Raw genomic sequence first — 23,679 nt, 5'->3', positions numbered from 1 at the left:
GGAGGAACCCTCCATTCGCCGATGCGTTCATCCAAGCACCGGCCTCAGGAGGTCTCATGTCCGCCGACCCTGCCGTTTCAACCGCCGATCTCGAACCTCGCAAGGGCAGTCCCAGCCCAAGGCTCGACGAAGCTGCGTTCAAACGGCGTTTCCTCAACCAGTTCAAGGACCCGGCCTACGGCGATTTGCAGGCCGAGCTTTCGAAGCTCGCTTCGGCGGCCTGGGAAGCTTACGCACATTCGAGAAAGAGCCCAAAGACACGGAAAGCCGGACCGGGTTTCGCGGACCCTGATTACGATCTGGCCGAGGACTGGCTGGCGGCCCGCGATGCCATTCATGCCGCGCAGGAACGGAACGAAGATCCAAACGGTCCCATCCGCATTCTTCTCATCAATGGCTCCACCCGCAGCGAGCACACCTGTCCGGGAGAACTTTCGAAAAGCTACCGCATGGTGGAGATCGCACGGGCGGTGCTGGAGCAGCAGCCGCGCGTGAAGGTCGAGGTCCTCGATCTCAGCCGGGTGGCCTCCGAATATGGCCGGCAAATCCATCCGTGCAAGGCCTGCTTCTCCACCTCGGCCGCACTCTGTCATTGGCCCTGCAGCTGCTATCCCAATTATTCGCTCGGCCAGATTCACGATTGGATGAACGAGATCTATCCGATGTGGGTCGAGGCGCACGGCATCATGATCATCACACCGGTGCACTGGTACCAGGCGCCATCCGCCCTGAAGCTGATGATCGACCGGCTCGTCTGCGCCGATGGCGGCAATCCCGATCCGACAAGCACCCATGGCAAGCATGCCAAAGAGGCCAAGGAGCTCGAAATGAAAGGCTGGCCCTATCCCCGTCATCTGGCGGGCCGCATGTTTTCCGTCATCGTTCATGGCGACACGGAAGGTACGGAAAACACCCGCAGAAGCCTTTCGGACTGGCTGAAGTCCATGGATCTCGTTCCAGCCGGCGCGCTTGCCGAAATCGATCGGTATATCGGCTATTGGGAGCCCTATGCGACGAGCCATGCCGCATATGAAAAAGACCAACCTATGCAGGAGGAGGTTCGCAACGCCGCTCGAACGCTTTATGAGGCCGTTGCGGCCAAGCGCAGGGGGCATCAGGTTTCCGCGGGAGAGGAGTTGCAGCCGCCGCGCCAGAAGTAGTGATATCAGCACAGCGCCACCGCCCCTGCCTCTGGCGGCCGGCGGACTACCCTGCGTTCCCCATCTCTCTGAGGATATCGAGCCCGCGCTGATATTTCTCGGTTTTCTTGCCCGCCTGCTCGGCCTGTTGCAGGTTGTCTTCGAGGTCGGCCTTCTTGACCGGCAAGGCAAGCGGGTTTGATGCCGCGCGCCTGACGAAGTCGTCATCCGGCTCGTCCGGCCGCTGCGTCAAGGCATCGACGGCGGAGAGAACCGCCGGTGGGAAGCCTTCTTCCTTCAGCCTGTCGAGCGTCCAGCCGCTGCCTTTCTCGACGACGTCGTGGAGATAAGCGACTGTTTTCGCTTCATCGCCGGAAACGAGAAATGCCACCCGCTGGCAGTGTTCGAAGTAGGGCTTATCGGTCTTGTCCGCCTGCCCTTCATGAGCCTCCATAGCGATCTGCATGGCGTGATCGAGATGCTGCATGGCGATCAAGGCCCTTCGGTCTTCCTGACCTCCCGCGCGGAAGGCTTTGCGCCCGTCGTGATCTCGACATCGGGCACGGGCGCCGCGGCAAACTGGCCAGGCGCCGTTCGCGGCGGGTCGAAATCGCCGCTCTCACCTGCGGCCTGAAGCAGGGCAGCGTCGTCGCGGTCGTCTTCGTCGATCAGGTCCTGCAGCGTCTCATGCTCGTCCTCGCCGGCCAGTTCATCGCAGGCCTGCAACCAATGGCGCAGGTCCGCGCCCTCCGGGCGGCCTTCGGCCTCCCAGATCTCATAGGCGCGCTGGCGTATCTGCTCGTGCTTGTCTATGGCCATGATCTCCTCCGGGGTTAAGCGGATCGAGGCGCTAGGCTGCCATTTCGCGGCAGCTTTCGGCGCAGCTTCGGCAGGCATCGACGCATTCCTGCATGTCGCCCACCCTTTCGCAGTCGGCTGCGCATTCCGAGCAGATTTCCGCGCATTCGCGGCATGTGTGCCGATGATGATCCGTGCCGATCAGCATGAAATGCGCCGATGTGCGGCAGATTTCGGCGCAAGCCATCATCAATCTGAAATGCGCGGGTTCGGTATGCCTGCCGCCGGCTTCGAGACAATGGTTCATCGCCGTTTGAAGACAAACGCTGTAGCAGCGCAGGCAATTATCGATGCATGTCTGCATTTGCGCGTCGAGCCGATGCATTCTTCATCCTCCTCTTTGAAACGCGGTTGAGGGAGCCGCCCGAAGGCGGCGGTCTTCAGGGCGTATTGATGGTCGGCAGAAAATCTTCCACCTGCTTGCGCTCGTCCTTGGAGAGCGTCTCGACCCGTTCCTGCCAGAACCGCTCGGCCTCCGGCGGGTCTTCCTTCCAATGGCGGACGGTGGTGATGTTGTCGTCGATCTTGGAGCGGCGGTTGCCGCCGAGGCGAAGATATTCCTTCGCAAGTCTCAGGCTCTGGGTTTCCCAGCCGCTGTCGGCGTCTGCCGGCAAGCTCGTGTTGCGCAGGGCGGCGTCCAGCGCCTTTTTGCGGTCGCTGTCGGCCTGTGCCGTATCCGCTGAGCGCGCATCATCAGTGCCGCTTTCGGGCAGCCCGGTCGAATTGGAAGTCATGTCACGTCCTCCTTCCGTCATGCAAGGCGCGCAGGCTCGCCCCGCGATCCAATAACCGCCGGGGGCAGCGAGAGTTCCGGATGATGCGATTCATTTGGAAGGAGACGGCCGCCCGGGCAGGCGGCCGGCAATCAATGAACGGCCATGCTCACCATGCGATAGGGGTGCACGGCCTCGAACTGCAGGATCATCGCGGTCGCCTGCTGCAAGACGAGCTCGGCATTCTCAGGATCGTCACGGGCAAGTTCGTCGGCATTGATGCGGATCGCCTCGGCCATGTTGGTGGAAACGGCGGCGAAGTGACTATTGCCTTCGACCAGGGCCTCACGCGCCGTATCCTCCAGCGTGCGGGCAATATCGACGAAGACTTCTTCGCGCTCCTCGATACTGAGGTCTTTGATTATGTTGGTTTTCTCTTCCATTTCAGCCACTCCAAAAAGACGTGGGACACAACCGAGCTCATCAAGCCTCGATCACCGAAGAGCTGGGAGTGCCAAGGTGCGGATTCAAGCCTCGGTACGCTTGAACGCGCCTTCGAAACCCGAGCGCGACGACCATCGCCTGCATTTCGAACGCAGGAGTTGATCTTCGGTTCCCTCAGGCGCTGCTCCCCTGGACGTTGATCCGATGGGCGCTGGCAGTCTCCGACGGAGAGTGCTAAATTTTTCCGCCATCCTCTTGAAATCGAAATGCCGTCGAACCAGATCATTTACGCGAAACGCGCCCGCATACGAGGCGCACCCGCCGGACTGATCATCCGGTTCGGCCAGGGGAACCGCCATTACCGTTTGTGCATGGAGGAAGGCATGTCGCTCCGACCGCTTCACGATCGCATTCTCGTCCGCCGCGTCGATTCCGAGGAGAAGACCAAAGGCGGCATCATCATTCCCGATACTGCCAAGGAAAAGCCGCAGGAAGGCGAAGTCATCGCCGCCGGCCCCGGCGCGCGCAACGATGCCGGCCAGATCCAGCCGCTCGACGTCAAGGCCGGGGACCGCATCCTGTTCGGCAAATGGTCCGGCACCGAGATCAAAATCGCAGGCGAAGACCTGCTGATCATGAAGGAAAGCGACGTGATGGGCATCATCGAAGCCCAGAGCGAAGGGAAGCAGGCCGCCTGAAACGGCTGCGCGCATGTGAAGCCAGCTGCCTATGAAGGAGTGAGGACATGGCTGCTAAAGAAGTCAAATTCAGCACGGAAGCCCGCGACAAGATGCTGCGCGGCGTCGACATTCTCGCCGATGCGGTCAAGGTCACGCTCGGCCCGAAGGGCCGCAACGTCGTGATCGACAAGTCCTTCGGCGCGCCGCGCATCACCAAGGACGGCGTTTCGGTCGCCAAGGAAATCGAACTCGAAGACAAGTTCGAGAATATGGGCGCCCAGATGGTCCGCGAAGTCGCTTCGAAGACCAGCGACATCGCCGGCGACGGCACCACGACCGCAACCGTTCTTGCCCAGGCGATCGTTCGCGAAGGCGCCAAGGCCGTTGCCGCCGGCATGAACCCGATGGACCTGAAGCGCGGCATCGACCTTGCCGTCAGCGCCATCGTCGCAGAACTGAAGACCAATGCCCGCAAAATCTCCAACAACTCAGAAATCGCCCAGGTCGGCACGATCTCGGCCAATGGCGACGCCGAGATCGGCCATTATCTTGCACAGGCCATGGAAAAAGTCGGCAATGACGGCGTCATCACCGTGGAAGAAGCCAAGACCGCTGAAACCGAGCTCGAAGTCGTCGAAGGCATGCAGTTCGACCGCGGCTACCTCAGCCCCTACTTCGTCACCAATGCCGACAAGATGCGGACCGAGTTCGAAGATCCCTATATCCTCATCCATGAGAAGAAGCTCTCGAACCTGCAGCCGATGCTTCCAGTTCTCGAAGCCGTCGTTCAATCCGCCAAACCGCTCCTGATCATCGCCGAAGACGTTGAAGGCGAAGCGCTTGCAACGCTCGTCGTCAACAAGCTGCGCGGCGGCCTGAAGATCGCTGCCGTCAAGGCGCCTGGTTTCGGTGACCGCCGCAAAGCCATGCTCGAAGACATCGCGATCCTCACCGCCGGCACGGTCATCTCCGAGGACCTCGGCATCAAGCTTGAGAGCGTGACTCTCGATATGCTCGGCCGGGCGAAAAAGATCTCGATTGAGAAGGAAAACACGACCATCGTCGATGGCGCCGGTTCGAAATCCGACATTTCAGGCCGCATCGCCCAGATCAAGGCCCAGATCGAAGAAACCACCTCCGACTACGACCGCGAGAAGCTGCAGGAACGCCTTGCCAAGCTCGCCGGCGGCGTTGCCGTCATCCGCGTCGGCGGCTCGACCGAGGTCGAGGTGAAGGAGAAGAAGGATCGCGTCGACGATGCGCTTCATGCGACGCGGGCGGCGGTCGAGGAAGGCATTCTGCCGGGTGGCGGCGTGGCGCTGCTGCGCGCCGTCAAAGCGCTCGGCAATATCCAGACCGCCAATGACGACCAGCGCGTCGGCATCGACATCGTTCGCCGCGCCGTCGAAACGCCGGTTCGCCAGATCGCCGAAAATGCCGGAGCGGAAGGCTCCATCATCGTCGGCAAACTGCGCGAGAAGAGCGAGTTCTCCTACGGCTGGAACGCTCAGACAGGGGAATATGGCGACCTCTACGCGCAAGGCGTCATCGACCCGGCCAAGGTCGTCCGCACCGCGCTGCAGGATGCGTCCTCCATCGCCGGCCTTCTCGTCACCACCGAAGCCATGGTCGCCGAGAAGCCCAAGAAGGACGCCGCTCCCGCCATGCCCGGCGGCGGCGGCATGGATTTCTAAAACAATCGCGGCCCGCCCGCACCGCCGGACGGGCCTTTTCCGAGGGAATGAAGATGGTTCAAACGATCGTAAACCGGTCGCAGGTTCCACTGGATTCCTGCGACCTCGAAACCTGCCAGCGCGTCTTCGACACGATCAGCGCCGATTATCGGGTGGCAAAGGACAGCGACGAGGCCGGACGGATGGCGAGCATCATCATCGAGCTCTACCGGCAGGGCGTGCGCGACCCCAATCACCTGCGGTCGATGGTCGAAGCGGCCCGAGGCCTGTTCGAACCCGTGAAAGGCGGCGAACCGAAGGCCTGACCCCGCAACCGGATCCGCGGCGATATTTCAGCGCCGCGACCGCCCGGGCGCGTTTCCCCGAAGAACGGTCATCTCCTCATGCTGCACTTCGTTTTCGGCGTTCAGCACCGCGCGCCAAAGCCTGTTGCCGAGGCGTAGCGACACCCGCTTCGTGCCTTCGTGTTCAGCGGTGCCGATTTCCACGGAGCTGACGAGGGAGCCATGGCGCATGTGGCGGCGAAGATCGGTCAGCGACAGGCCGAACCGCTGCGCGAGCTCGGATGAATCGAGGATGAAATCCCCGTTCGGATCGCGTTCGATCATCATCGGCTTATTCTCCAATCATTCCGAGATCAGGCCACGGCCGGGATCGGCACGCTGTCATTCGGCAGCAGCCGCGCCACGGCGCTCAGAAGATCCGTCTGCGATATGAGGCCGAGGATGCGGTAATTGTCATCGACGATGATGACGGCATGCGTGCGCCCGTCCGTCAACACGGGGAGCAGCGACAGGGCCGCATCCGCCGGCCTCGCCACCGCCGGCCTCGAGATGGCGCCCGAGATCGTATCGGTGCTCGCCGACAATTCCCGCAGGCCGATAGTGCCGATGAGGCGGCCTTCGGGATCTTTCACCGGCAGCGTCCGGATATTGTGCTTCAGCAGAAGCTGGCGCGCAGCCTCCGGTTCCGCGGCTTCGCCGACCGCGATCACATCGCGCGACATGATGTCGGCGCAGCTGATCCTCGCATTCGACCGGATCGTGGCCTGCAGCTCGACCTGCTGCAACAGGCGGCTCAAGTCGGCGCGATCGATATCGAAGGTTTCATCGAGCGCTTCCAGCGCCGCGTCGACATCCTCCTCGCGGAAGCCGACCCGCACGGCAGACGGCAGGTCGATTGTCTGATGCGTATTCTCCGCGGGTTTCGGCACCACATGCGGATAGTTCCGCCGGGAAAGCTTGTGGAACAGCAGGCCGAGGCCAACGAGAATGCAGGAGTTCAGGGCGACCGGCACGAAGGGGAAAAGGAAACCCCAGCCGGCAACGACGGGGCCGCCGAGGACGGCCGTCAGCGCCGCCGCGCCTCCAGGCGGATGCAGGCAGCGCGTGAAGGACATCGCGCCGATGGCGAGCGACACGCCCACACCGGTCGCGATGATCGGATCGCGGATGAAATAAGCGGCGATAATGCCCATCATGGCGGAGATGGTGTTGCCGCCGATGATCGACCAGGGCTGCGCCAGCGGGCTTGCCGGCACGGCGAAAAGAAGCACGGCCGACGCCCCCATCGGCGCTACGATCAGCGGAAGGTGCGGGCCTTGACCAAAGAGATAGCCGCTGATGACGCCGGTAAACCCGATCGCCAGCAAAGCGCCGAGGCAGGCGATCAATCGCTCGCGCAAGGTCGCGCCGGCAAGGATCGGCGAGAACAGGCGGAAGCGACGGAAACGGCTCGGTCCCACCTTCGGGGAAACGGGATACTGCATGACAAGACCAATTGCGTGAGGGATATCGGCGGCTGAAGGAGGCGGGCGGGCTAGTTCATTGCCAGTCTGGGATCTCTGCCCTTCGTCGCACCGAGAACTTCGTGGAAGGCATGGAAGGCGCTGGGGCAGTCGCCCTTGCGGTAGACAAGCAGCGTTTCGACAGGGCCAAGCGGATGGGTCTGGACGGCCGTCGGCCAATGCATCAGATCCAGAACGGATTTCGGCATGACGCCGGCCGTATTGCCGGTCGCAACGCTTGCCAGAATGGCGTGGTAGGAGCCGAGTTCGCGGGTCGGCAAGGCAGCGGATTTGCGCGCCCAGCTCTCGGCGATCCTGCGATAGGTGCAGCCGGGCTCCAGAGCGGCGAGCGAAGCGACGCGCAGATCGGCGGCGGATTTGATCGAGGGATGACCAGACGGCAGCACGATCAGCAGATCCTCGACGAAGACGGGCTCCGTCGCCAGCGTCTTCAGCTCGGCATCGAAATCCTGTTCTTCCGCGCGCATCGTCTTGGGCGGCCGGGCGATCAGCGCACAATCCAGACCATCTGATATGACGGCGCGGGCAAGATCGCGGGAGGCGCCCATGGTCAGCTGCAGCGACACATCGGGCCACATCTGGTTGAACTGTGTCAGCGCCGCCGGCAGCCTGCTTGCCGCCGTGCTCTCCATCGTGCCGACCCGCAAAATCCCCGAAGGGGCGAGCGGCCGCACGGCCTGGCGCGCTTCGAGCGCAAGCGCCATCAGCCTGTTGGCATAGGCGAGGAAGGTCTCGCCCTCCCGCGTCAGCGTCATCTTCTTGCCGTCACGGCTGAAGAGGGACGCGCCGAGATCTTCCTCCAATTGCTGGATGCGCGTCGTCACATTGGACGGCACCCGCCCGACGGCCTTGGCGGCTTTCGTAACGCTGCGATCGCTGGCGACGGCGAGGAATATTTCGATCGACGAAAGGTCCAATGAAAATCTCGTTTTCGAAATTATGGGAACAGATAATTCTCTATATAAAAATCATTGCCGCTGCTCAAGTCGCATTACGATATAAATTGACCACCCAGGCTAAATGGGAAACGGCTGCCGAAAAAACGAACGCGACGCCACGGAAATAGCCATCCGAAGCCGGATATGCCCCCTGCCGAACGGCGAATAGAGGGTTTCAGGCTGGCACGGGGTTTGCATCTGCAATTTTATCTGCAGATCGATCGGCGCCGGCCCATGTTGCACCTTGTCCTGACCTGTCTTCTCCTGAGCGTGGCTTCCGGCTTGAGCATGCGGCGTTTTCTCCTGCCCTATTTCCCGGGCGGCGAACTTGCCGAGAAGTCCGCGCCGGTAACGATCGTCGCAAGCGCCGTCTTCCTGGCGGCAATGGCCTTCACGGTTTCCGACCAGGATCTCTGGGCAAAATTCGTCATCCTGATGCTCGGCCTTCTGCTGGCGGCGATGTTCGACGATGCACGACCCAGGCTGACCATCGCGCTCTCCGCCGTCAGTCTCGCCGCCTATCTCGGGCTGCGCTCGATCGCCTGATAGCCCCTCGGCTTCACCCCGAATGGAATCTCACGGCTCGCCCGCCGGGCATCCTTGTGCAACCGCAAACGCTGCGGTGGCAGCTACGAAATATTTCAAGCAGTGCGCGATAATGATTTCAATTAAAGAATGATCTTGAATTATAATTCTCGATTATCGAATATGAAGAGCCGGTACCGGAGACCGGAGACAAGAAACTCCTTCGATGGGCGACGATCATGGAGAGCGATCCCGCAAGAAAGATCTGGTCGGAATGGTATGCATGGCATCCGGTCCTGCCGATCGACGATACAGTCTTCTGGCTCGAAACCGTCTACCGGCGGGAAAGCCCTGAGGGCTTCTGGCAATATCGCTCGTTCCGCAACGAATGCGAACGCCGGCGGGCTTCGGCCGATATTCCTCTCTGTCCCGGCGCTTAACGCCTGACGCCCAATCTGGATGAGCGCCTGCGCCGTCAGGATGCGAGCGCGATCGATGGCCTGCGGCCCTCGGTAGCGGCGGTCTGGAAGTGGGAAATCCTCTCGTTCAGCACTTCCACCTGATGCCGGAGCCGGTGAATTTCGGCGGTGTTTTCCTCGACCATAGCGGCATTGTGCTGGGTGATGTGCTCGACATCGCGAACGGCGTTGTTCACCTCGTCGATGCCCTTGTATTGCGTGGTCGTGGCAGAGGAGATGACCTGCACCAGCCCGTTGATCGAGGTGAAATGCTCCATGATGGCGGAAAGCGCCTCGCCAGTCTCTTCGACCAGCGTGACGCCGGCGCCGACCTGGGACGCGCTGTTGGAGATCAGATCCTTGATCTCGCGGGCAGCCTTGGCGCAGCGCTGCGCAAGCTCGCGCACTTCCTGGGCAACGACCGCGAAGCCTCGGCCGGCTTCACCGGCGCGGGCGGCTTCGACGCCGGCATTGAGCGCAAGAAGATTGGTCTGGAAGGCGATCTCGTCGATCACGCCGATGATGCTGGTGACCTTCTCGGAAGAGCGGTTGATGGCGCCCATGGCATCGACGGCCTTGGCGACAACGGCTGCAGAATGTTCCGCCTGGCGGTGAGCCTCGGCGACCGAAAGCGAGGTCTGGCGCGCATTCTCGGCGGTCGTGCGCACGCTGGCGGTCAGCTCGCCGAGCACGCGTGAGCTCTGCTCGAGGGCGGCAGCCTGCTGTTCCGTGCGGCGGGCGAGATCGTCGGCGGCTCCCGACAGATTGGTGCTGCCCTCGGCGATCTCATAGGTGGAGTTGCGAACCTCGGCGAGCGTCAGGCGCAGGGCGTCAATGGCGTGATTATAGGTGCGGGCCATGGCGACGTATTCGGCAGCGAGATCCTCGCTCATCTCAGCGGCGAGGTTGCCGTTGGCGAGCTTGCCGAGCATGTCAGAGAGCGCGTTCAGAGCCTCGCTCTGTTCCGCCTCGATGCGCGCCTGCTCGGCGGCACGGCGGGCCTGCTCCAGTTCGTCGCGCGCCCTGCTTGCCTCGGCGACCTCTTCCAATCTGGTCTTTTCGAGCGCCTGGTCGCGGAAGACGGTGACCGAGCGGATCATGTCGCCGATCTCGTCGCCGCGCTTGCCGTCGCCGATCGGAACGTTCAGATCGCCGTCAGCAAGCCGCATCATCGTCTGGGTGATGCGCTTCAGCGGTCCGCGCAGCGTTTCGATCAGCATCAGGGCGCCGATGATCGCAAGCACGGTGCCCGCAATCATGGCAGCGAGCGACATCGTGGCCGAGCGCTGGCTGATTTCCTTGCCGCTCTCCTGCGCCGTGCTGACGAATTGTTCGAGCGTGTGACTTGCGGCCGCCACCAGCTCGGTCGCCGCCTCCTTGTTGTTCTGCCACTGGTCCGCGATCGATATCAGCGCCGACGTGCTCTTTTCGATCAGGGCAAGGGAAGGCTCGATCTTCTTGGCAAGATCCTTCAAGGCGGCATTCTTGCCGCTCAGGGGTTCGAGCTTGGCAGCGCTTTCACGCAGCGCCTTCAGATCGACAAGAACCGCATCCCGCGACTCCGCATCGACGCGCCTGTTCAGTTCGCTCAAGTGCAGGCGCAGATCGTCGATCGATTTGAAAGCGGTGTTGACGATCGCCACCATCGAGCGAAGCGTCGCGATGCTCGCATCCATGCCGACGAAGCGCTCGATTGCGGTGTCCGCATTGCCGGAGGCAAGTTTTGTGAACTGCTCCTCGAAACGCTGCAGGTCCTGATCGACGGGCGCGTAGCCTTCAAGCGACAGATTGGCGCTGTCCTTCGCCATGGCGGCGAGCGTCTCCAGTACCGGCTTCAGCGAGGCGATCTGGCTTTTTGCCTTATCGGAGGCGAGCGCTTCGCTCTCGCCGAGCTCCTTGACGAGCGGCGGCAGAAGGCTGCCGATGGCCTGGGCAAGTTTCTGAGGCTCGGCGGCACCCGCGGTCGCCTTGCGCAATTTCGTGATACGCGCCGCGAGGTTCTTATAGGCCGAGGCATCGAGAAGAAGCGCCCGGACGAAGGCCTCCTTTCCGTTTGCCTGATCCTGAAGAACGTCGAGCTGCTTGCGGGCGGTCTGGCTTTCCCTGAAAAGCTGCGCCACCGCCTCGTCGATCGCCTGTTCGGTATTCGCCCGTTCTTGGGATACCGCCCACAGTGCGTCGGCGCTGCCCTGCATCTTGCCGCCGAGTTCGCGCACGGCGGAGATCTGCTGCTTCTGCGACGGATCGATCAACATGGCATCGAGGGTCGCCGCGCCCTTCTGCTGATCGGCGATGCTGGCGATCAGCCGATCGCGGGTAGCCGATGCCGGCAGATCGGTAAAGGCGGTCAACGAAGAGCGCAGCTGCTGGAAACTGGAAAGCGTATCGATCGTCTGCCGCGTCAGCGTCATCTGGCCATTCAGCGTGCCGGCGGTGAAGTAACCGAAGAGACCGATGCCCGCGATGAGAACGATCAGAGGGACCACGAAGACCAGGACCTTCGTCACGATCCGCATACGCTGCAACAGACGATCAATCAACGACATGAAATGGTGGCCCCCGCCCAGGAAATTCGGCTCTCAACTCCGGCGCCCCACCATGCGACAGCACGCCTGCGCGCAATTGACCATCGCCCTCAATTGGCGGTGGCCGCGCCCGAGACCATCACGATAGGCAGAACTCTTAAAAAAATAGTCAATGGTGTCGAGTTTGTTCGCGAGGATGACCGAAGGCATATCTTTTCTGCTTCTGCCTCCGATTTGCTGGCAACCTCGCCTTTTCCTCGACGTCATCCTCGGCCTTGTGCCGAGGACGTGCTGCCCTATCAACGGAAGCAGATGCTCGGGACAAGCCCGAGCATGACGAAAGAGGGCTCTGTCAGCGGCCTTGAGGGCGCATCTCTGCGCCCTCGCATTTCACTCAGCCGATCGCCATCAGGCTTGCATTGCCGCCGGCAGCGGCCGTGTTGATCGAGGTCGAAACCTCTTCCAGCAGCCAGTTGAGGCAATAGGCTTCGGGATCGCCCGTCAGCTCCTCGGTCGTCGCAGCCTGGACCAGCAGCAGCGGGCCGGGCAGCGCGGCGATCTTTTTGTTGACGGCAAGAACCCTGTCGCGATCGCCCTCGACGAGCGCACCGGAGAACGGCCCGTCCTTTGCCCAATCCGATGTCCAGGAAAGCCGGCTGGCGACAGCCGCCGGCAGGTCCGCCAGCGCCGATTTCGACAGGGAACCGGCATCGACTGCGACTTGATTGCCGGTCGCAAGAGCGGCGGCAACCTGGCGATAGAGCCCGCTTTCGGTCTGCGGCACGAGCAGGATGCGGCCACGGGGATGAAGCGCATAGAGATTGCGCTCCCCGACCGGACCGGTAAGCTCGCGCTCGAGCCCGAGGGCCGAGCGGCTCGCATAACCGCGCGCCGCTTCCCCTTCTGCCGTCAGACCCTTCTTGTCGAGCCAGACGATGTAATCGCGAAGGGCGAGGTCGGTATGAACCGAATCCTGCTGCGGCGGCACCGGCGCGCGCTGCACGAGACGACCGATATAGAGCGGACCGCCGGCCTTCGGACCGGTTCCCGACAGGCCGCGCCCGCCGAATGGCTGGACGCCGACGACGGCGCCGATGATGTTGCGGTTGACGTAGAGGTTGCCGGCCTTGATGCGGCTCGTCACATGCGCGATCGTCTCATCGAGGCGGGTGTGAAGGCCGAAGGTGAGGCCGTAACCCGATGCGTTGATGTCGTCGATCAGGCGATCGAGCCCGTTCCGCTTGAAGCGGACGACGTGCAGCACCGGGCCGAAAACCTCCTGCGTCAGATCCGACAGCGACTTGATTTCGATGATCGTCGGCGGAACGAAGGTGCCGGCGGCGGCGCTTGCCGGCAGCGGCAGCTGATCCACTTTGCGGCCCGCGCCGCGCATCTTCTCGATATGCTCGTCGATCTCTGCCTTCGCACCATCATTGATGACGGGGCCGACATCGATGCTCAGCCGGTCGGTGCGGCCGATCGTCAGTTCTCGGAAGGCGCCCTTTAGCATGTTGAGCGTCCGGTCGGCCACATCGTCCTGCAGGCAGAGAACGCGCAACGCCGAGCAGCGCTGGCCGGCGCTGTCGAAGGCCGAGGTGATGACGTCGGCCACCACCTGCTCAGCGAGAGCCGAGGAGTCGACGATCATGCCGTTCTGGCCGCCCGTTTCGGCAATCAGCGGGATCGGCTTTCCGGTGGAAGACAGCCGCTCTGCAAGCTGCGCCTGGATCATCCGGGCGACTTCGGTCGAACCGGTAAACATCACGCCCGCCGTCTGCTCGGCACCGACCATGCCGGCCCCGAGACGGCCGCTGCCGGGCACGAACTGCAGGGCGCCGACCGGCACGCCGGCCTCATGAAGGATCTTCACGCTTTCCGAAGCAATGATCGGCGTAACGCCGGCGGGCTTCGCCAGCACGGGATTGCCGGCGACGAGGGCTGCGGCCACCTGCCCGGTGAAAATCGCCAGCGGGAAATTCCACGGGCTGATGCAGACGATGGGGCCGAGGGGCGCATGAGAGGGGCCGAGGGTCTTGCGCGCCTGTTCGGCGTAATAGCGCAGGAAGTCGATCGCCTCGCGCACTTCGCCGATGGCATTGGCCGCCGATTTGCCGGCCTCGCGCATGATGATGCCCATCAGCGTCTTGATGCGGGCCTGCATGATGTCGGCGGCCCGCTCCAGGCAAGCCGCACGCTCGGCCGGCGGTACGGCCGCCCATTGCGGCGCATAGTCGGCGGCCATCGCAACAATGCGGGCAGCCTCCTCGACCTTCAGCTCGGTGACCGTGCCGACGACATCTCTGTGATCGGCAGGATTGGGGACGTCGCGTGTCACCCCATCGGTGGAGCCGTCGGCGAGGATCGGCAGCGCATGCCACGGGCTCGCTGCCGTGGAGGCGAGCGCCTGCGCCAGATCCGTCAGCGTGTCCTCGTTCGAGAGATCGAGCCCGTCCGAATTGGCGCGGGCATTGCCGTAAAGCGCCTTGGGCGCGGCGATCTGTGCATGCGGGGCGCCGACGACGGGCATCGCCGCGACGGTTTCGGCGGGATCGGCGACCAGCGCCTCGACCGAAACGTTCGGATCGGAGATGCGATGCACGAAGGAGGAGTTGGCGCCGTTTTCCAGAAGGCGGCGCACCAGATAGGCGAGCAGCGTCTCATGGGTGCCGACAGGCGCATAGATGCGGCAGGGCCGGTCGAGCTTCTCCTTGCCCACGACTTCGTCATAGAGCGGTTCACCCATGCCGTGCAGGCACTGGAACTCGTATTTGCCGACCGCAAAATCGGGACCGGCGAGATGATAGATCGTCGCCAGCGTCTGCGCATTGTGCGTGGCGAACTGCGGGAAGACGGCATCGGCGGCGGCAAGCAGCTTGCGGGCGCAGGCAATATAGGCAACGTCGGTGTAAATCTTGCGGGTATAGACGGGATAGTCGTCGAGACCGTCGAGCTGGGCGCGTTTGATCTCCGCATCCCAATAGGCGCCCTTGACGAGACGGACCATCATCCGCCGTCCCGACCGGCGGGCGAGATCGATGATGTAATCGAGCACGAAGGGGCAGCGCTTGCCATAGGCCTGCACGACGAAGCCGAGCCCGTTCCACCCCGCCAGCTCCGGCGCGAAGCAAAGCTCCTCGAGCAGATCGAGCGAAAGCTCCAGCCGATCGGCCTCCTCGGCGTCGATGTTGAGGCCGATGTCATAACCCTTGGCGAGAGCGGCGAGCGCCTTGACCTTCGGCAGCAACTCTCCCATCACCCGGCCGGCCTGCGCCCTGACATAACGGGGATGCAGCGCCGAAAGCTTGATCGAAATGCCGGGGCCGTCATAGATGCCGCGCCCGTCGGAGGCCTTGCCGATGGCGTGGATCGCCTTTTCGTAGTCCTTGAAATAACGTTCGGCGTCGGCAGCAGTGGTCGCGGCCTCGCCCAGCATGTCGTAGGAATAGCGGAAGCCGCGCGCTTCGAGCGGCCGGGCGCGCTTCAGCGCCTCCTCGATGGTTTCGCCGGTGACGAACTGCTCGCCCATCATGCGCATCGCCATATCGACGCCGCGGCGGATGACCGGCTCGCCGGCGCGGGCAATCAGCCGCGTCAGCGCCGCCGAAAGGCTGCGGTCGTTGACCGTCGAGGTCAGCTTGCCGGTGACGACGAGGCCCCAGGTGGCGGCGTTGACGAACATGGATTTGCCGCCGCCGATATGGGAAGTCCAGTTGCCTTCGGCGATCTTGTCGCGGATCAGCGCGTCGCGGGTGTCGGTATCGGGAATGCGCAGCAGCGCTTCGGCAAGACACATCAGCGCCACGCCTTCCTGGCTGGAGAGCGAATATTCCTGCACCAGGCCCTCGACGCCGGTGCCCTTGTGCTTGGCGCGCAAGGCTTCGATCAGCGTGCGGGCCGTGCTGCGGATGTCATAACGCTTCGCTTCGGAAACGCGCGCGGCCGCCACGAGCGGCGGCAGGCATTCCGTTTCCGGACGGCGATAGGCTGCCGTGATCGCCCGGCGAAGGTCCGATTGCGGCCGGATCGGCGGCGCGAATGCGGCGAACGGCGCGCCGCCGGCGGGTTCTTGGGAGGATGCGGGGTCGATCGCTGCGTTCAACATGGGAGTCCCTGATCGGTGAATGTTTCGTCTAACGGATAAATGGAACACCGGGCTCGTCGTCCCAGATGCCACCGTCCGTAAAAATCGGGCCGGAATATTCCGTCTCGCGGAGCGGGCGCGCATGGGGCTTGTCGCGCTTGAGGGTGAATGCGGCCGCGACCGCTCTTATCGCCACCGGCCGGTAATGAGCGAGCAGATCCGGTTTTTGATCGCCATCCGCTTTTCTCTCATGCATCCATGATCTCCCTTTTCAAGCGTCGCAGCCACCGATTCCGGCAATGCGCCGAGCGGCTGCGCCCTTCCTCCCATTGCCGATGCATAATCTACCACAGTCGCGAATCGCGATCTCACTTGATTTCAACCGTTTTCAAGCTGTATGAACTTATAAACAGAGCATCGAGAGTTCAAATGGCCACAGAAACCGACATCTTTAGTGAATTGGACCAGTTCGACAGAAAGATCCTCGCCGCGCTCGCCGAAGACGGCAGGCTGTCGATCACCGATCTCGCCGCGCGCGTCGGGCTTTCGAAGACGCCATGCCAGATCCGCTTCAAGCGGCTGATCAGCGACGGCTACATCGAAGGCTTCAAGGCCGTCCTCAATCCATCGAAAATGCAGCTCGACCACATCGCCTTCGTCGAGGTGAAGCTTTCCGACACCCGCGAGGATGCGCTGAAGAGCTTCAACGAGGCCATCAAGAAAATCAGAGAAGTCGAAGAGTGCCACATGATCGCCGGCCGGTTCGATTATCTCCTGAAAATCCGCACCCGCGACATCGGCCGCTACCGCCGCGTGCTGGGCGAGCGCATCTCGACGCTGCCCCATGTTGCCAACACCTCGACCAACGTCGCGATGGAGACGATCAAGGAAGGCTGGGACAAGTTCGGGTCTAGTCTTTCGTGATCATGTCTGTGGATGCTTGTGACCACCTGGCGATGAGCAAAAACACACACATGCGCGAACCTTGCTGACAATGAGCGCATGAGGATCGCTCCACGATGACAAGTCGCGGGGCCACTTTGCTACCCTTGCCCGCGTTGCTGCGTTGGATTTTGAAATTCAAACGACCTTGTTCTATTGATAAGCTTTTCGCGAATTCGTTGCAGTGCGGCTGCCAACTAACCGTTCGCGGGAGTAGATCATGTTGAAAGCTACCCAAGACGAAATCGAGGAAATTCGGGAATACTTTGAATGGCAGGCGCCCGATCTCGAAGTGACTTTCATGCAAAAAGTCTACTCAGAGGCAGTCCTCAACACCCGCCACAACGTATGGGATATCCACACCGATAAGGATCGCTGGTGGGTTATTACGGGCGGTACAAATCTCTACTCCCAGGAGCAATTCCCAAATATGGACCTGGCTCTAACGTTCCATATCGGTCTGATGCTCCGCATCCCACGCACGGAAGAACAACAGGAAGACGATATCCGCATCCTTCCGTTCGGCCCCGTGTTTGAGAAAATGGAAGAAGCCAGTACCGCCGTAACGCAGGCGCACAGACTCTCGGACTACCAAGCTGTCGGCGTCCGTTGTCGCGAGGCGCTGCTCGAACTAATCGGCGTAGCGCAGGATGCGGCAATGTGGAAGACTGAGGCGCCACCGCAGCGGGCCAACTTCCGTGCATGGATAGAAATCATCTGCAACGATCTCCTGCCAAGCGACACCAACAAAGAGCGTCGTGGGGTCATCAAGGGGGCGCTTGAGTCCGCTTGGACGTTTTCGAACTGGCTGACGCATTCGAAGTCGGCGACCTGGATTGATGCCGACATGGCATCGTCGTTGATGCAGCATGCCATCGGCATGGCGACCTCGTTGATTGTTCGCGAGTTGCGCGGGGTGCCAGAGGAATGCCCAAAATGCCGCTCACCGCATCTCGAACCTCAGCAGGGCGAGAATACAGCAGCCCCCGGCGTGCTCTGGGAACGGCCGCACTGCGCAGACTGCGGCTGGACCGGGAGAGCTGTTCCAATCATCGACTTCGAGGATGGGCGGCCCATCATCAGTCGCGAAGGCGAAGATTCCGACGAGCACAGCATTATGACGGTTCCTCTGCGCACCATTCTCAAGCCCGGAGATCCACAGATCAAGCCGTTGAGGCAAACCGAGACCGGGCCTCCAGAGGCGATCGTTTACTTCGCTTATGGGTCCAACATGTCGACAGCCCGGCTGCGTGAACGCATGCCAAGTTGCAAGGCGCTCGGCACCGCTAGCCTACCAGGTCATAGCCTTCGGTTCCATAAGCGCAGCGTGGATGGGTCCGGAAAGTGCAACGCATTTGCCAGTGGCGACGACGATAGCGTAATCGGAGTCCTGTTTGGCTTCGATCCTACCGAACGTGCCGCATTGGATAAGGCAGAAGGCGTAGGTAACGGCTACGAGCACGCGATGGTGACGGTTATCAATGACAAAGGCCGCAGACGAAAAGTCCTTACCTACATCGCCACCCCCGGCTACATCGATGATAGCCTCAAGCCTTATGGGTGGTACAAAGACCTCGTCTTGGCAGGAGCCATGGAGCACAGCCTGCCAGCGGAATACATCGATGTACATATTCTGTCGGTTGAGGCGACTGAGGATCCCGACAAAACGCGGGACAAGAAGCAGCGCGCCATCCTCGGAAATTCCAGGCGGTGAGACTGGCGTCGGTTGAAATGTCGGTCCAGACTGCGGATCCGATGTCCGCGTTTAGCGCATTGATACAGCTACAATTCACAGCGGTTACGACGTCCGATGCCGACCGGCTACGATTGCTGAAAGCAGACAAATATTCGGCGGTGGAACTGCAAATGAGGATCAGATGGATCACGCCAACAGCCCGCAAGTATCGGCGAATGAACAGCGCGAAACGCGCCGGCTGCAATATCTTCCCTGGGAACGCATCGCGGCGGATCTCGATCATCCCGCTCATCTCGCCCGCAAGGCAGCGCTTCGGCGAGCATGCGGCGCGGAACTGGCCGAGACCTCCTATATTGCCGAAAATGCGGCGATCTTCACGGAGAGCCTGAGGATGGGCGAGCGGTCGTGGATTGCGGGGCGTGCGCTCGTGCGGGGCGACGTGATCCTCGGCGAGGATTGCTCGATCAATCCTTATGCCTGCATTTCCGGCAGGGTGACGTGCGGCAATGGCGTGCGGATCGCTTCCCATGCATCGATCGTCGGCTTCAATCATGGATTCGACGATCCCGATCGGCCCATCCATCGCCAAGGCGTCGTCAGCCTCGGCATCGTCATCGGCGACGATGTCTGGATCGGCGCCAATTGCGTGATTCTCGATGGCGTCACGATCGGCAACGGCGCGGTGATTGCCGCCGGGGCGGTGGTCACGCAAGACATTCCTGCGCTAGCGATTGCCGGCGGCGTACCGGCAAAGGTGCTGCGCAGCCGGGGCGCACCGGCAGGGAAATCAAACGCGGGCGATATCGAGGATCAATTGCTCAGGCTAGGCCAGAAAGCCAAAGAGCAATGGCCTGATATCCTTGCGCGCTGGAAAACGGCTGAGGCCTATGAATCGCTGGAAGCGGACGGGATCAGGCGGCCGGCGATCCGGCATCTCTGCGACGCCATCGAGATCGCGGCAGGCTTCGGGCATCTGCCGCCCGGGCTCGACCCGTCGCAGACCGTCGAGCGTCTCCAGGGTCTTCAGGATCGGGAGACCGGCCTTTTTCCGGAAGAGCATTCGCCTGTGCACGGCCGGGCGCTGCGGGAGGATCCGAAGGCGCTCTACAATGTGCTTTCGGTCGGCTATGCGCTGGAACTGCTCGGCTCCGGGCCACGGCACCCTATCCAGGCAGTACAGATCGATGCTCCGGAGCTGGGGCAATGGCTGAGCGCCTTGCCCTGGTCGAGCCGGGCATGGCACGCCGGCAGCGTCGTCGATGCCATCGGAACCGCGATGTATTTCAACGCCCGGTATTTCGGCATCAAAGGGCCGCGGCAGGCACTCTTCGAGTGGCTGAGCCGCAATGCCAACAGCGTTTCCGGCCTCTGGGGCGAGCCGACGGCGCTGGAGGGATGGCTCCAGCCGGTGAATGGATTTTATCGCCTGACGCGCGGCACCTACGCGCAGTTCGGTATGCCGCTTCCGCACCCGCTTGCCGCGATCGAGACGATTCACCTCAATTACCGCAACAACAAGAGTTTCGTTGCCGAGAAATACAATGCCTGCAACCTGCTGGACACGATCCATCCGCTGCTGCTGATCGGGCGGCAAACGGATTACCGCCGGGCCGATGGCGAGGCGATCGCCCGCAGACTGATCTCCAGGGCGCTCGACAGATGGCGGGATGGCGAGGGTTTCCCATTCGCCGATGGTGGCGAGCCGAGCCTGCAGGGGACGGAAATGTGGCTCTCGGTCATTCACCTGGCGGCCGATTTCCTCGGCCTCGCGGACCAATTCGCCTTCATGCCCAAGGGCGTACACAGAACGGCAACCCCAGGCCTCGGCCTCTGATCAACCGTGCAGCGAGGCCGTCAGCCAGGCGGCGGCGAGATCGCGCGCATGGCTGCGCTTGGCTTTGATCGGCACGATCACGTTGTAGCGCCCTTCGGCGGCAAGCTCCGTTTGCGAGGCCGGCACCAAGGTTCCGTCCTCCAGGAAGGTGCCGATCAGCATGCGCCATCCCAGTGCGATCCCCTGCCCGGCACGCGCGGCCGCGATACTTTCGGTGTAATGGTTGAAGCGAAGCGATGGCTTGATCTCGATATTGCCGCCAGTCAGCGACACCCATTGCGCCCAGCCGTACCAGGAGCGATCGAGCACCTCCGTTTCGATGAATTCGTCGGCGGAGCCGAGCGGGCCATCTCCCCGGCGCCGGAGATGGTCGGGAGAGCAGACGGGGCAGACGACGTCGCCGCGCGAGGCAATGACGGTGCCATCGCTGAAGGGCGGCACGCCGTATCGGATCGCCACGTCGATCTCTCCGTCGTCAAGCGTGATCGGGTTATCCTGGGATATGACCCGCACCAGAATGCCGGGATTGGCCCGGCGGAATTCGGCGAGCCGCGGCAGCAGCCAGAAGGAGGAGAAGGCGACGGTCGAGCCGATCGTCACCACGTCTTGGCTGCGCGACTGGATCGCTTCCACGCTTTCCGCGATATCGGCAAAACTCTTCGCCAGCGTCGCGCCGAGGCTGACGCAGGCCGCCGTCGGCTCGATCGCCCGGTGTTTACGCAGGAAGAGCGGCTGGCCGAGCTCCTCCTCCAAAGCGGCGATCTGCCGGCTGACGGCTGCCTGGGTAACGCCGAGTTCGCTCGCGGCCGTGGTGAAGCTTTTCCGGCGCAGCACCGCTTCCAGCGTCACCAGCGCCGTCAGCGACGGAAGCCGTCTTCGAAACTGCATCACAAGACTCCTATTCGCATGATAAAAACTTATGCGAAGCTAATTTTTTATGCCGTTGAAAGGCCGACGCTGCAAGAGCAATCTGGGGAAACTCTCACATAAGAGGTTCTCATGCTAAACAGGCTTCCTTCTTCCATTTCGGCGCTTCTCGACTCCCGCGCGGAAGGCCATTCGCTGCCGGCCGGTCTCTATGTAAGAGAAGACGTGTTCGAAGCGGATATCGATGTCTTCTTCCACAAGCACTGGATCTGCGTCGGCCTCGACTGCGATGTTCCGGAGCCCGGCGACGCCACCGTCGTCGACATCGGCAAGACGAGCCTGATCCTCCTGCGCGACGACGACGGCGAAATCCGCGTGCTGCACAATGTCTGCCGCCACCGCGGCTCCCGCCTTCTCAACCCGGGCAAGACGATCGTTTCGAAGCTCGTCTGTCCCTATCACACCTGGACCTATGAGCTGACGGGCGAGCTGAGCTATGCGCCGCACATGGGCAAGGATTTCGATAAGGACTGTCACGGCCTGAAGCCCGTTACCTTCAAATCGATCGGCGGCCTGATCTATGTCTGCCTGTCCGACAATCCGCCCGAGGACATCGCCGGCCTCGAAGAGGCCATGGTCGAGCGCCTCGCGCCCTACGACATCCGCAATGCCAAGATCGCCCACCAGACCGACGTCATCGAAGACGGCAACTGGAAGCTGACGATGGAGAACAATCGCGAGTGCTACCATTGCTCCGCGAACCATCCCGAGCTCTGCGTCTCCTTCGTCGATCTCGACTTCGGCTTCGACCCCGAAACGCTGAGCCCGGAGGATCGCGAACAGGCCGAGGAGCATTTCCGGCTTTACGAGGCGCGCACCCAGGCATGGGAGGCCGACGGTTTCCCATCGGCTGCCATCGAGCAGCTCACCGACTGCGCCACGAACTTCCGCACGCAGCGGCTGATCATATCGGGCGCCGGCGAATCCCAGACGCATGACGCCACCGCCGCCTCTTCAAAGCTCCTCGGACAGATGACCCGCAAGGATCTCGGCGACACCCATCTCTGGGGCCATAACAGCTGGAACCATTTCATGGGCGATCATGCGGTCGTCGCCACCGTCATCCCGCTCTCGGCCGGCAAGACGCTGGTCCGCACCAAGTGGCTGGTCCACAAGGATGCCGTCGAAGGCGTCGACTACGACCTCGACAAACTGACGGATGTCTGGATCGCAACGACGGATCAGGACGCCGACCTCGTCGCCCGTTCCCATGCCGGCGCGCTCGACCCCGCCTATCAGCCGGGTCCCTATTCCCGCTTCTCCGAGACGAACCTCGACAAGTTCGCCACCTGGTACATCGACCGGATGCGCGCTCATGGATACTAGGAACCCGCAAGCGCCGCTCGCAAAGGCCGCCCGTCACGACATCTGGAATCCCGAGGAAGACGATGCCCTCGTCTGCCTCGACGTCCAGCAGGAAACCCACGACGTCAGGACCTTCACCTTCGCGTCTCCTAACGGGAAGCGGTTCGCCTTCAAGGCCGGTCAGTATTTTCTGTTCGATCTGGAGCATAACGGCGAGCCTGAGAGCCGATGCTACAGCATCTCCTCTTCGCCGCATCGCACGAACGCCTTCTCCGTGACGGTGAAGCGCGTTCCAGGCGGCAAGATCTCCAACTGGCTTCACGACACGCTGGTGCCGGGGGCGTCGGTCAAGGCGAACGGCCCGCTCGGCCATTTCGTCCGCTCCGAGGCGACGAAGCCGAAGCTTCTGCTGCTCTCCGGCGGCTCCGGCATCACGCCCGTCATGTCCATTCTGCGTGAGCTCGCCGACAGCTGCGAGCCGGCCGACGTCGTCTTCCTGCATGCCGCGCGCACGCCGCTGGATCTGATCTTCCGCGACGAACTTGCCTGCATCGCCCGCAAGCTGAAAGGGCTGCGGCTGCATTTCCTGCCGGAAACGGTTGCGGGCGAGCCCTCCTGGTCCGGCCTCACCGGCCGCATTTCGGCGGATTATTTCAAGCTCGCGGTTCCCGATATAGCCGAGCGCACGGTGATGTGCTGCGGCCCCGCTCCCTTCATGGCGGCGGCGCGCGGAATCGCTGCCGAACTCGGCGTTCCCGCCTCGCATTATCTCGAGGAAAGCTTCGACGCCGCCGTCATCGACGAGCCTGAAATCCCCGCGATCCAGGAGGCGGCCGCCAAGGTCTTCCAGGTCAGCTTCTCCAAGCAGGCGCGCAACATCGAGGTAACAGGCGACCAAAGCGTGCTCTCCTGCGCGAAGAAGGCCGGCGTCAGGATACCATCCTCTTGCGCCAACGGCGTCTGCGGCACCTGCAAGTCGAAGCTCACCTCCGGCACGGTCGACATGAACCACAATGGCGGCATCCGCCAGCGGGAAATCGACGCCGGCTTCTTCCTGCCCTGCTGCTCGAAGCCGCTCAGCGATCTCGTCATCGAACGCTGAGCGACACCGCA

Annotated in this window: 23 protein-coding genes; 11 read left to right on the top strand and 12 right to left on the bottom strand. The window is 62.3% G+C overall.

Annotated elements, in window-relative coordinates:
- Window positions 1-56 precede the first annotated feature (56 nt).
- Window positions 57-1,160, top strand: coding sequence for a flavodoxin family protein (locus ATY77_RS01365; RefSeq protein ID WP_088685745.1), 1,104 nt, complete (start codon window positions 57-59; stop codon window positions 1,158-1,160).
- A gap of 46 nt (window positions 1,161-1,206) precedes the next feature.
- Here the strand turns inward: ATY77_RS01365 and ATY77_RS01360 are convergent, their stop codons facing one another.
- From ATY77_RS01360 to ATY77_RS01340, 5 genes are all read right to left on the bottom strand, one after another.
- Window positions 1,207-1,626, bottom strand: coding sequence for an HD domain-containing protein (locus tag ATY77_RS01360; protein ID WP_088686228.1), 420 nt, complete (start codon window positions 1,624-1,626; stop codon window positions 1,207-1,209).
- 5 nt (window positions 1,627-1,631) lie between these two features.
- Window positions 1,632-1,958, bottom strand: coding sequence for a DUF2934 domain-containing protein (locus ATY77_RS01355; RefSeq protein WP_088675646.1), 327 nt, complete (start codon window positions 1,956-1,958; stop codon window positions 1,632-1,634).
- A gap of 31 nt (window positions 1,959-1,989) precedes the next feature.
- Window positions 1,990-2,322 (bottom strand): four-helix bundle copper-binding protein, encoded by a 333-nt coding sequence (locus tag ATY77_RS01350; protein WP_088685744.1) that lies wholly within the window; start codon window positions 2,320-2,322, stop codon window positions 1,990-1,992.
- Between the two features lie 55 nt (window positions 2,323-2,377).
- On the bottom strand, window positions 2,378-2,731 hold the full coding sequence (locus tag ATY77_RS01345) for a hypothetical protein (protein WP_088685743.1): 354 nt from the start codon (window positions 2,729-2,731) through the stop codon (window positions 2,378-2,380).
- A gap of 131 nt (window positions 2,732-2,862) precedes the next feature.
- Window positions 2,863-3,153: a hypothetical protein gene (locus ATY77_RS01340; RefSeq protein WP_088675643.1), complete on the bottom strand. Its 291-nt coding sequence runs from the start codon at window positions 3,151-3,153 to the stop codon at window positions 2,863-2,865.
- Between the two features lie 384 nt (window positions 3,154-3,537).
- Between ATY77_RS01340 and ATY77_RS01335 the strand changes: the two genes are divergently transcribed.
- The 3 genes from ATY77_RS01335 to ATY77_RS01325 are packed head-to-tail and all read left to right on the top strand — an operon-like array spanning window position 3,538 to window position 5,833.
- A complete protein-coding gene (locus ATY77_RS01335) occupies window positions 3,538-3,852 on the top strand; it encodes a co-chaperone GroES (RefSeq protein ID WP_088686227.1) in 315 nt (104 codons plus the stop codon).
- A gap of 47 nt (window positions 3,853-3,899) precedes the next feature.
- Window positions 3,900-5,528, top strand: a complete 1,629-nt coding sequence (groL, locus tag ATY77_RS01330; protein ID WP_088685742.1) for a chaperonin GroEL — start codon at window positions 3,900-3,902, stop codon at window positions 5,526-5,528.
- A 53-nt stretch (window positions 5,529-5,581) separates the two neighbouring features.
- A complete protein-coding gene (locus ATY77_RS01325; protein ID WP_088686226.1) occupies window positions 5,582-5,833 on the top strand; it encodes a hypothetical protein in 252 nt (83 codons plus the stop codon).
- A gap of 27 nt (window positions 5,834-5,860) precedes the next feature.
- Here the strand turns inward: ATY77_RS01325 and ATY77_RS01320 are convergent, their stop codons facing one another.
- From ATY77_RS01320 to ATY77_RS01310, 3 genes are read right to left on the bottom strand one after another with little or no spacing between them, the layout of a single operon-like run.
- Window positions 5,861-6,139, bottom strand: coding sequence for a DUF6522 family protein (locus ATY77_RS01320; protein WP_088685741.1), 279 nt, complete (start codon window positions 6,137-6,139; stop codon window positions 5,861-5,863).
- Window positions 6,140-6,165: 26 nt separating this feature from the next.
- Window positions 6,166-7,296, bottom strand: coding sequence for an HPP family protein (locus ATY77_RS01315; protein ID WP_088685740.1), 1,131 nt, complete (start codon window positions 7,294-7,296; stop codon window positions 6,166-6,168).
- 50 nt (window positions 7,297-7,346) lie between these two features.
- On the bottom strand, window positions 7,347-8,252 hold the full coding sequence (locus ATY77_RS01310) for a LysR substrate-binding domain-containing protein (RefSeq protein ID WP_088685739.1): 906 nt from the start codon (window positions 8,250-8,252) through the stop codon (window positions 7,347-7,349).
- A gap of 255 nt (window positions 8,253-8,507) precedes the next feature.
- Between ATY77_RS01310 and ATY77_RS01305 the strand changes: the two genes are divergently transcribed.
- The gene (locus tag ATY77_RS01305) at window positions 8,508-8,819 is read left to right on the top strand and encodes a hypothetical protein (RefSeq protein ID WP_088686225.1); all 312 of its coding nucleotides are present in this window, start codon (window positions 8,508-8,510) and stop codon (window positions 8,817-8,819) included.
- Between the two features lie 218 nt (window positions 8,820-9,037).
- The gene (locus ATY77_RS01300) at window positions 9,038-9,238 is read left to right on the top strand and encodes a hypothetical protein (RefSeq protein WP_088685738.1); all 201 of its coding nucleotides are present in this window, start codon (window positions 9,038-9,040) and stop codon (window positions 9,236-9,238) included.
- A gap of 35 nt (window positions 9,239-9,273) precedes the next feature.
- Here the strand turns inward: ATY77_RS01300 and ATY77_RS01295 are convergent, their stop codons facing one another.
- The 3 genes from ATY77_RS01295 to ATY77_RS01285 all read right to left on the bottom strand — a co-directional run bounded on the left by ATY77_RS01295 (window position 9,274) and on the right by ATY77_RS01285 (window position 16,118).
- Entirely contained in the window at window positions 9,274-11,802 is a 2,529-nt protein-coding gene (locus ATY77_RS01295) for a methyl-accepting chemotaxis protein (RefSeq protein ID WP_088685737.1), read from the bottom strand.
- Window positions 11,803-12,175: 373 nt separating this feature from the next.
- On the bottom strand, window positions 12,176-15,883 hold the full coding sequence (gene putA / locus ATY77_RS01290) for a trifunctional transcriptional regulator/proline dehydrogenase/L-glutamate gamma-semialdehyde dehydrogenase (RefSeq protein ID WP_088685736.1): 3,708 nt from the start codon (window positions 15,881-15,883) through the stop codon (window positions 12,176-12,178).
- A 28-nt stretch (window positions 15,884-15,911) separates the two neighbouring features.
- The gene (locus tag ATY77_RS01285; RefSeq protein ID WP_088685735.1) at window positions 15,912-16,118 is read right to left on the bottom strand and encodes a hypothetical protein; all 207 of its coding nucleotides are present in this window, start codon (window positions 16,116-16,118) and stop codon (window positions 15,912-15,914) included.
- A 173-nt stretch (window positions 16,119-16,291) separates the two neighbouring features.
- On the opposite strand from ATY77_RS01285, the gene ATY77_RS01280 reads away from it, so the two are divergent.
- From ATY77_RS01280 to ATY77_RS01270, 3 genes are all read left to right on the top strand, one after another.
- On the top strand, window positions 16,292-16,786 hold the full coding sequence (locus ATY77_RS01280; protein ID WP_088685734.1) for an Lrp/AsnC ligand binding domain-containing protein: 495 nt from the start codon (window positions 16,292-16,294) through the stop codon (window positions 16,784-16,786).
- Between the two features lie 238 nt (window positions 16,787-17,024).
- Entirely contained in the window at window positions 17,025-18,518 is a 1,494-nt protein-coding gene (locus ATY77_RS01275) for a gamma-glutamylcyclotransferase family protein (RefSeq protein ID WP_088685733.1), read from the top strand.
- A gap of 163 nt (window positions 18,519-18,681) precedes the next feature.
- Complete coding sequence (locus tag ATY77_RS01270) at window positions 18,682-20,334, top strand: acyltransferase (protein ID WP_088685732.1); 1,653 nt, start codon at window positions 18,682-18,684, stop codon at window positions 20,332-20,334.
- Here the strand turns inward: ATY77_RS01270 and ATY77_RS01265 are convergent, their stop codons facing one another.
- Complete coding sequence (locus ATY77_RS01265; RefSeq protein ID WP_088685731.1) at window positions 20,335-21,222, bottom strand: LysR substrate-binding domain-containing protein; 888 nt, start codon at window positions 21,220-21,222, stop codon at window positions 20,335-20,337. It lies immediately after the preceding gene.
- Between the two features lie 111 nt (window positions 21,223-21,333).
- Here ATY77_RS01265 and ATY77_RS01260 point away from each other — a divergent pair, with 111 nt between their 5' ends.
- Window positions 21,334-22,587 (top strand): aromatic ring-hydroxylating dioxygenase subunit alpha, encoded by a 1,254-nt coding sequence (locus ATY77_RS01260; protein ID WP_088685730.1) that lies wholly within the window; start codon window positions 21,334-21,336, stop codon window positions 22,585-22,587.
- A complete protein-coding gene (locus ATY77_RS01255; protein ID WP_088685729.1) occupies window positions 22,577-23,668 on the top strand; it encodes a hybrid-cluster NAD(P)-dependent oxidoreductase in 1,092 nt (363 codons plus the stop codon). Before ATY77_RS01260 ends, ATY77_RS01255 begins: the two co-directional genes overlap by 11 nt.
- The last annotated feature ends 11 nt before the right edge of the window (window positions 23,669-23,679 follow it).

The organism is Rhizobium sp. R634 (assembly GCF_002211305.1).
Classification (GTDB): Bacteria; Pseudomonadota; Alphaproteobacteria; order Rhizobiales; family Rhizobiaceae; genus Rhizobium.
This window is presented reverse-complemented; position numbering and strand designations above follow the sequence as displayed.

Bases quoted from the DNA above. Each gene is read 5' to 3' on its own strand.
- ATY77_RS01335 (WP_088686227.1), top strand. From the start codon at position 3,538: ATGTCGCTCCGACCGCTTCACGATCGCATTCTCGTCCGCCGCGTCGAT.
- ATY77_RS01300 (WP_088685738.1), top strand. From the start codon at position 9,038: ATGGAGAGCGATCCCGCAAGAAAGATCTGGTCGGAATGGTATGCATGG.
- ATY77_RS01320 (WP_088685741.1), bottom strand. From the start codon at position 6,139: ATGATGATCGAACGCGATCCGAACGGGGATTTCATCCTCGATTCATCC.
- ATY77_RS01360 (WP_088686228.1), bottom strand. From the start codon at position 1,626: ATGCAGCATCTCGATCACGCCATGCAGATCGCTATGGAGGCTCATGAA.
- ATY77_RS01325 (WP_088686226.1), top strand. From the start codon at position 5,582: ATGGTTCAAACGATCGTAAACCGGTCGCAGGTTCCACTGGATTCCTGC.
- ATY77_RS01255 (WP_088685729.1), top strand. From the start codon at position 22,577: ATGGATACTAGGAACCCGCAAGCGCCGCTCGCAAAGGCCGCCCGTCAC.
- ATY77_RS01340 (WP_088675643.1), bottom strand. From the start codon at position 3,153: ATGGAAGAGAAAACCAACATAATCAAAGACCTCAGTATCGAGGAGCGC.
- ATY77_RS01345 (WP_088685743.1), bottom strand. From the start codon at position 2,731: ATGACTTCCAATTCGACCGGGCTGCCCGAAAGCGGCACTGATGATGCG.
- ATY77_RS01285 (WP_088685735.1), bottom strand. From the start codon at position 16,118: ATGCATGAGAGAAAAGCGGATGGCGATCAAAAACCGGATCTGCTCGCT.
- putA (WP_088685736.1), bottom strand. From the start codon at position 15,883: ATGTTGAACGCAGCGATCGACCCCGCATCCTCCCAAGAACCCGCCGGC.
- groL (WP_088685742.1), top strand. From the start codon at position 3,900: ATGGCTGCTAAAGAAGTCAAATTCAGCACGGAAGCCCGCGACAAGATG.
- ATY77_RS01315 (WP_088685740.1), bottom strand. From the start codon at position 7,296: ATGCAGTATCCCGTTTCCCCGAAGGTGGGACCGAGCCGTTTCCGTCGC.
- ATY77_RS01275 (WP_088685733.1), top strand. From the start codon at position 17,025: ATGTTGAAAGCTACCCAAGACGAAATCGAGGAAATTCGGGAATACTTT.
- ATY77_RS01365 (WP_088685745.1), top strand. From the start codon at position 57: ATGTCCGCCGACCCTGCCGTTTCAACCGCCGATCTCGAACCTCGCAAG.
- ATY77_RS01260 (WP_088685730.1), top strand. From the start codon at position 21,334: ATGCTAAACAGGCTTCCTTCTTCCATTTCGGCGCTTCTCGACTCCCGC.
- ATY77_RS01295 (WP_088685737.1), bottom strand. From the start codon at position 11,802: ATGTCGTTGATTGATCGTCTGTTGCAGCGTATGCGGATCGTGACGAAG.
- ATY77_RS01350 (WP_088685744.1), bottom strand. From the start codon at position 2,322: ATGCATCGGCTCGACGCGCAAATGCAGACATGCATCGATAATTGCCTG.
- ATY77_RS01305 (WP_088686225.1), top strand. From the start codon at position 8,508: ATGTTGCACCTTGTCCTGACCTGTCTTCTCCTGAGCGTGGCTTCCGGC.
- ATY77_RS01280 (WP_088685734.1), top strand. From the start codon at position 16,292: ATGGCCACAGAAACCGACATCTTTAGTGAATTGGACCAGTTCGACAGA.
- ATY77_RS01355 (WP_088675646.1), bottom strand. From the start codon at position 1,958: ATGGCCATAGACAAGCACGAGCAGATACGCCAGCGCGCCTATGAGATC.
- ATY77_RS01265 (WP_088685731.1), bottom strand. From the start codon at position 21,222: ATGCAGTTTCGAAGACGGCTTCCGTCGCTGACGGCGCTGGTGACGCTG.
- ATY77_RS01270 (WP_088685732.1), top strand. From the start codon at position 18,682: ATGGATCACGCCAACAGCCCGCAAGTATCGGCGAATGAACAGCGCGAA.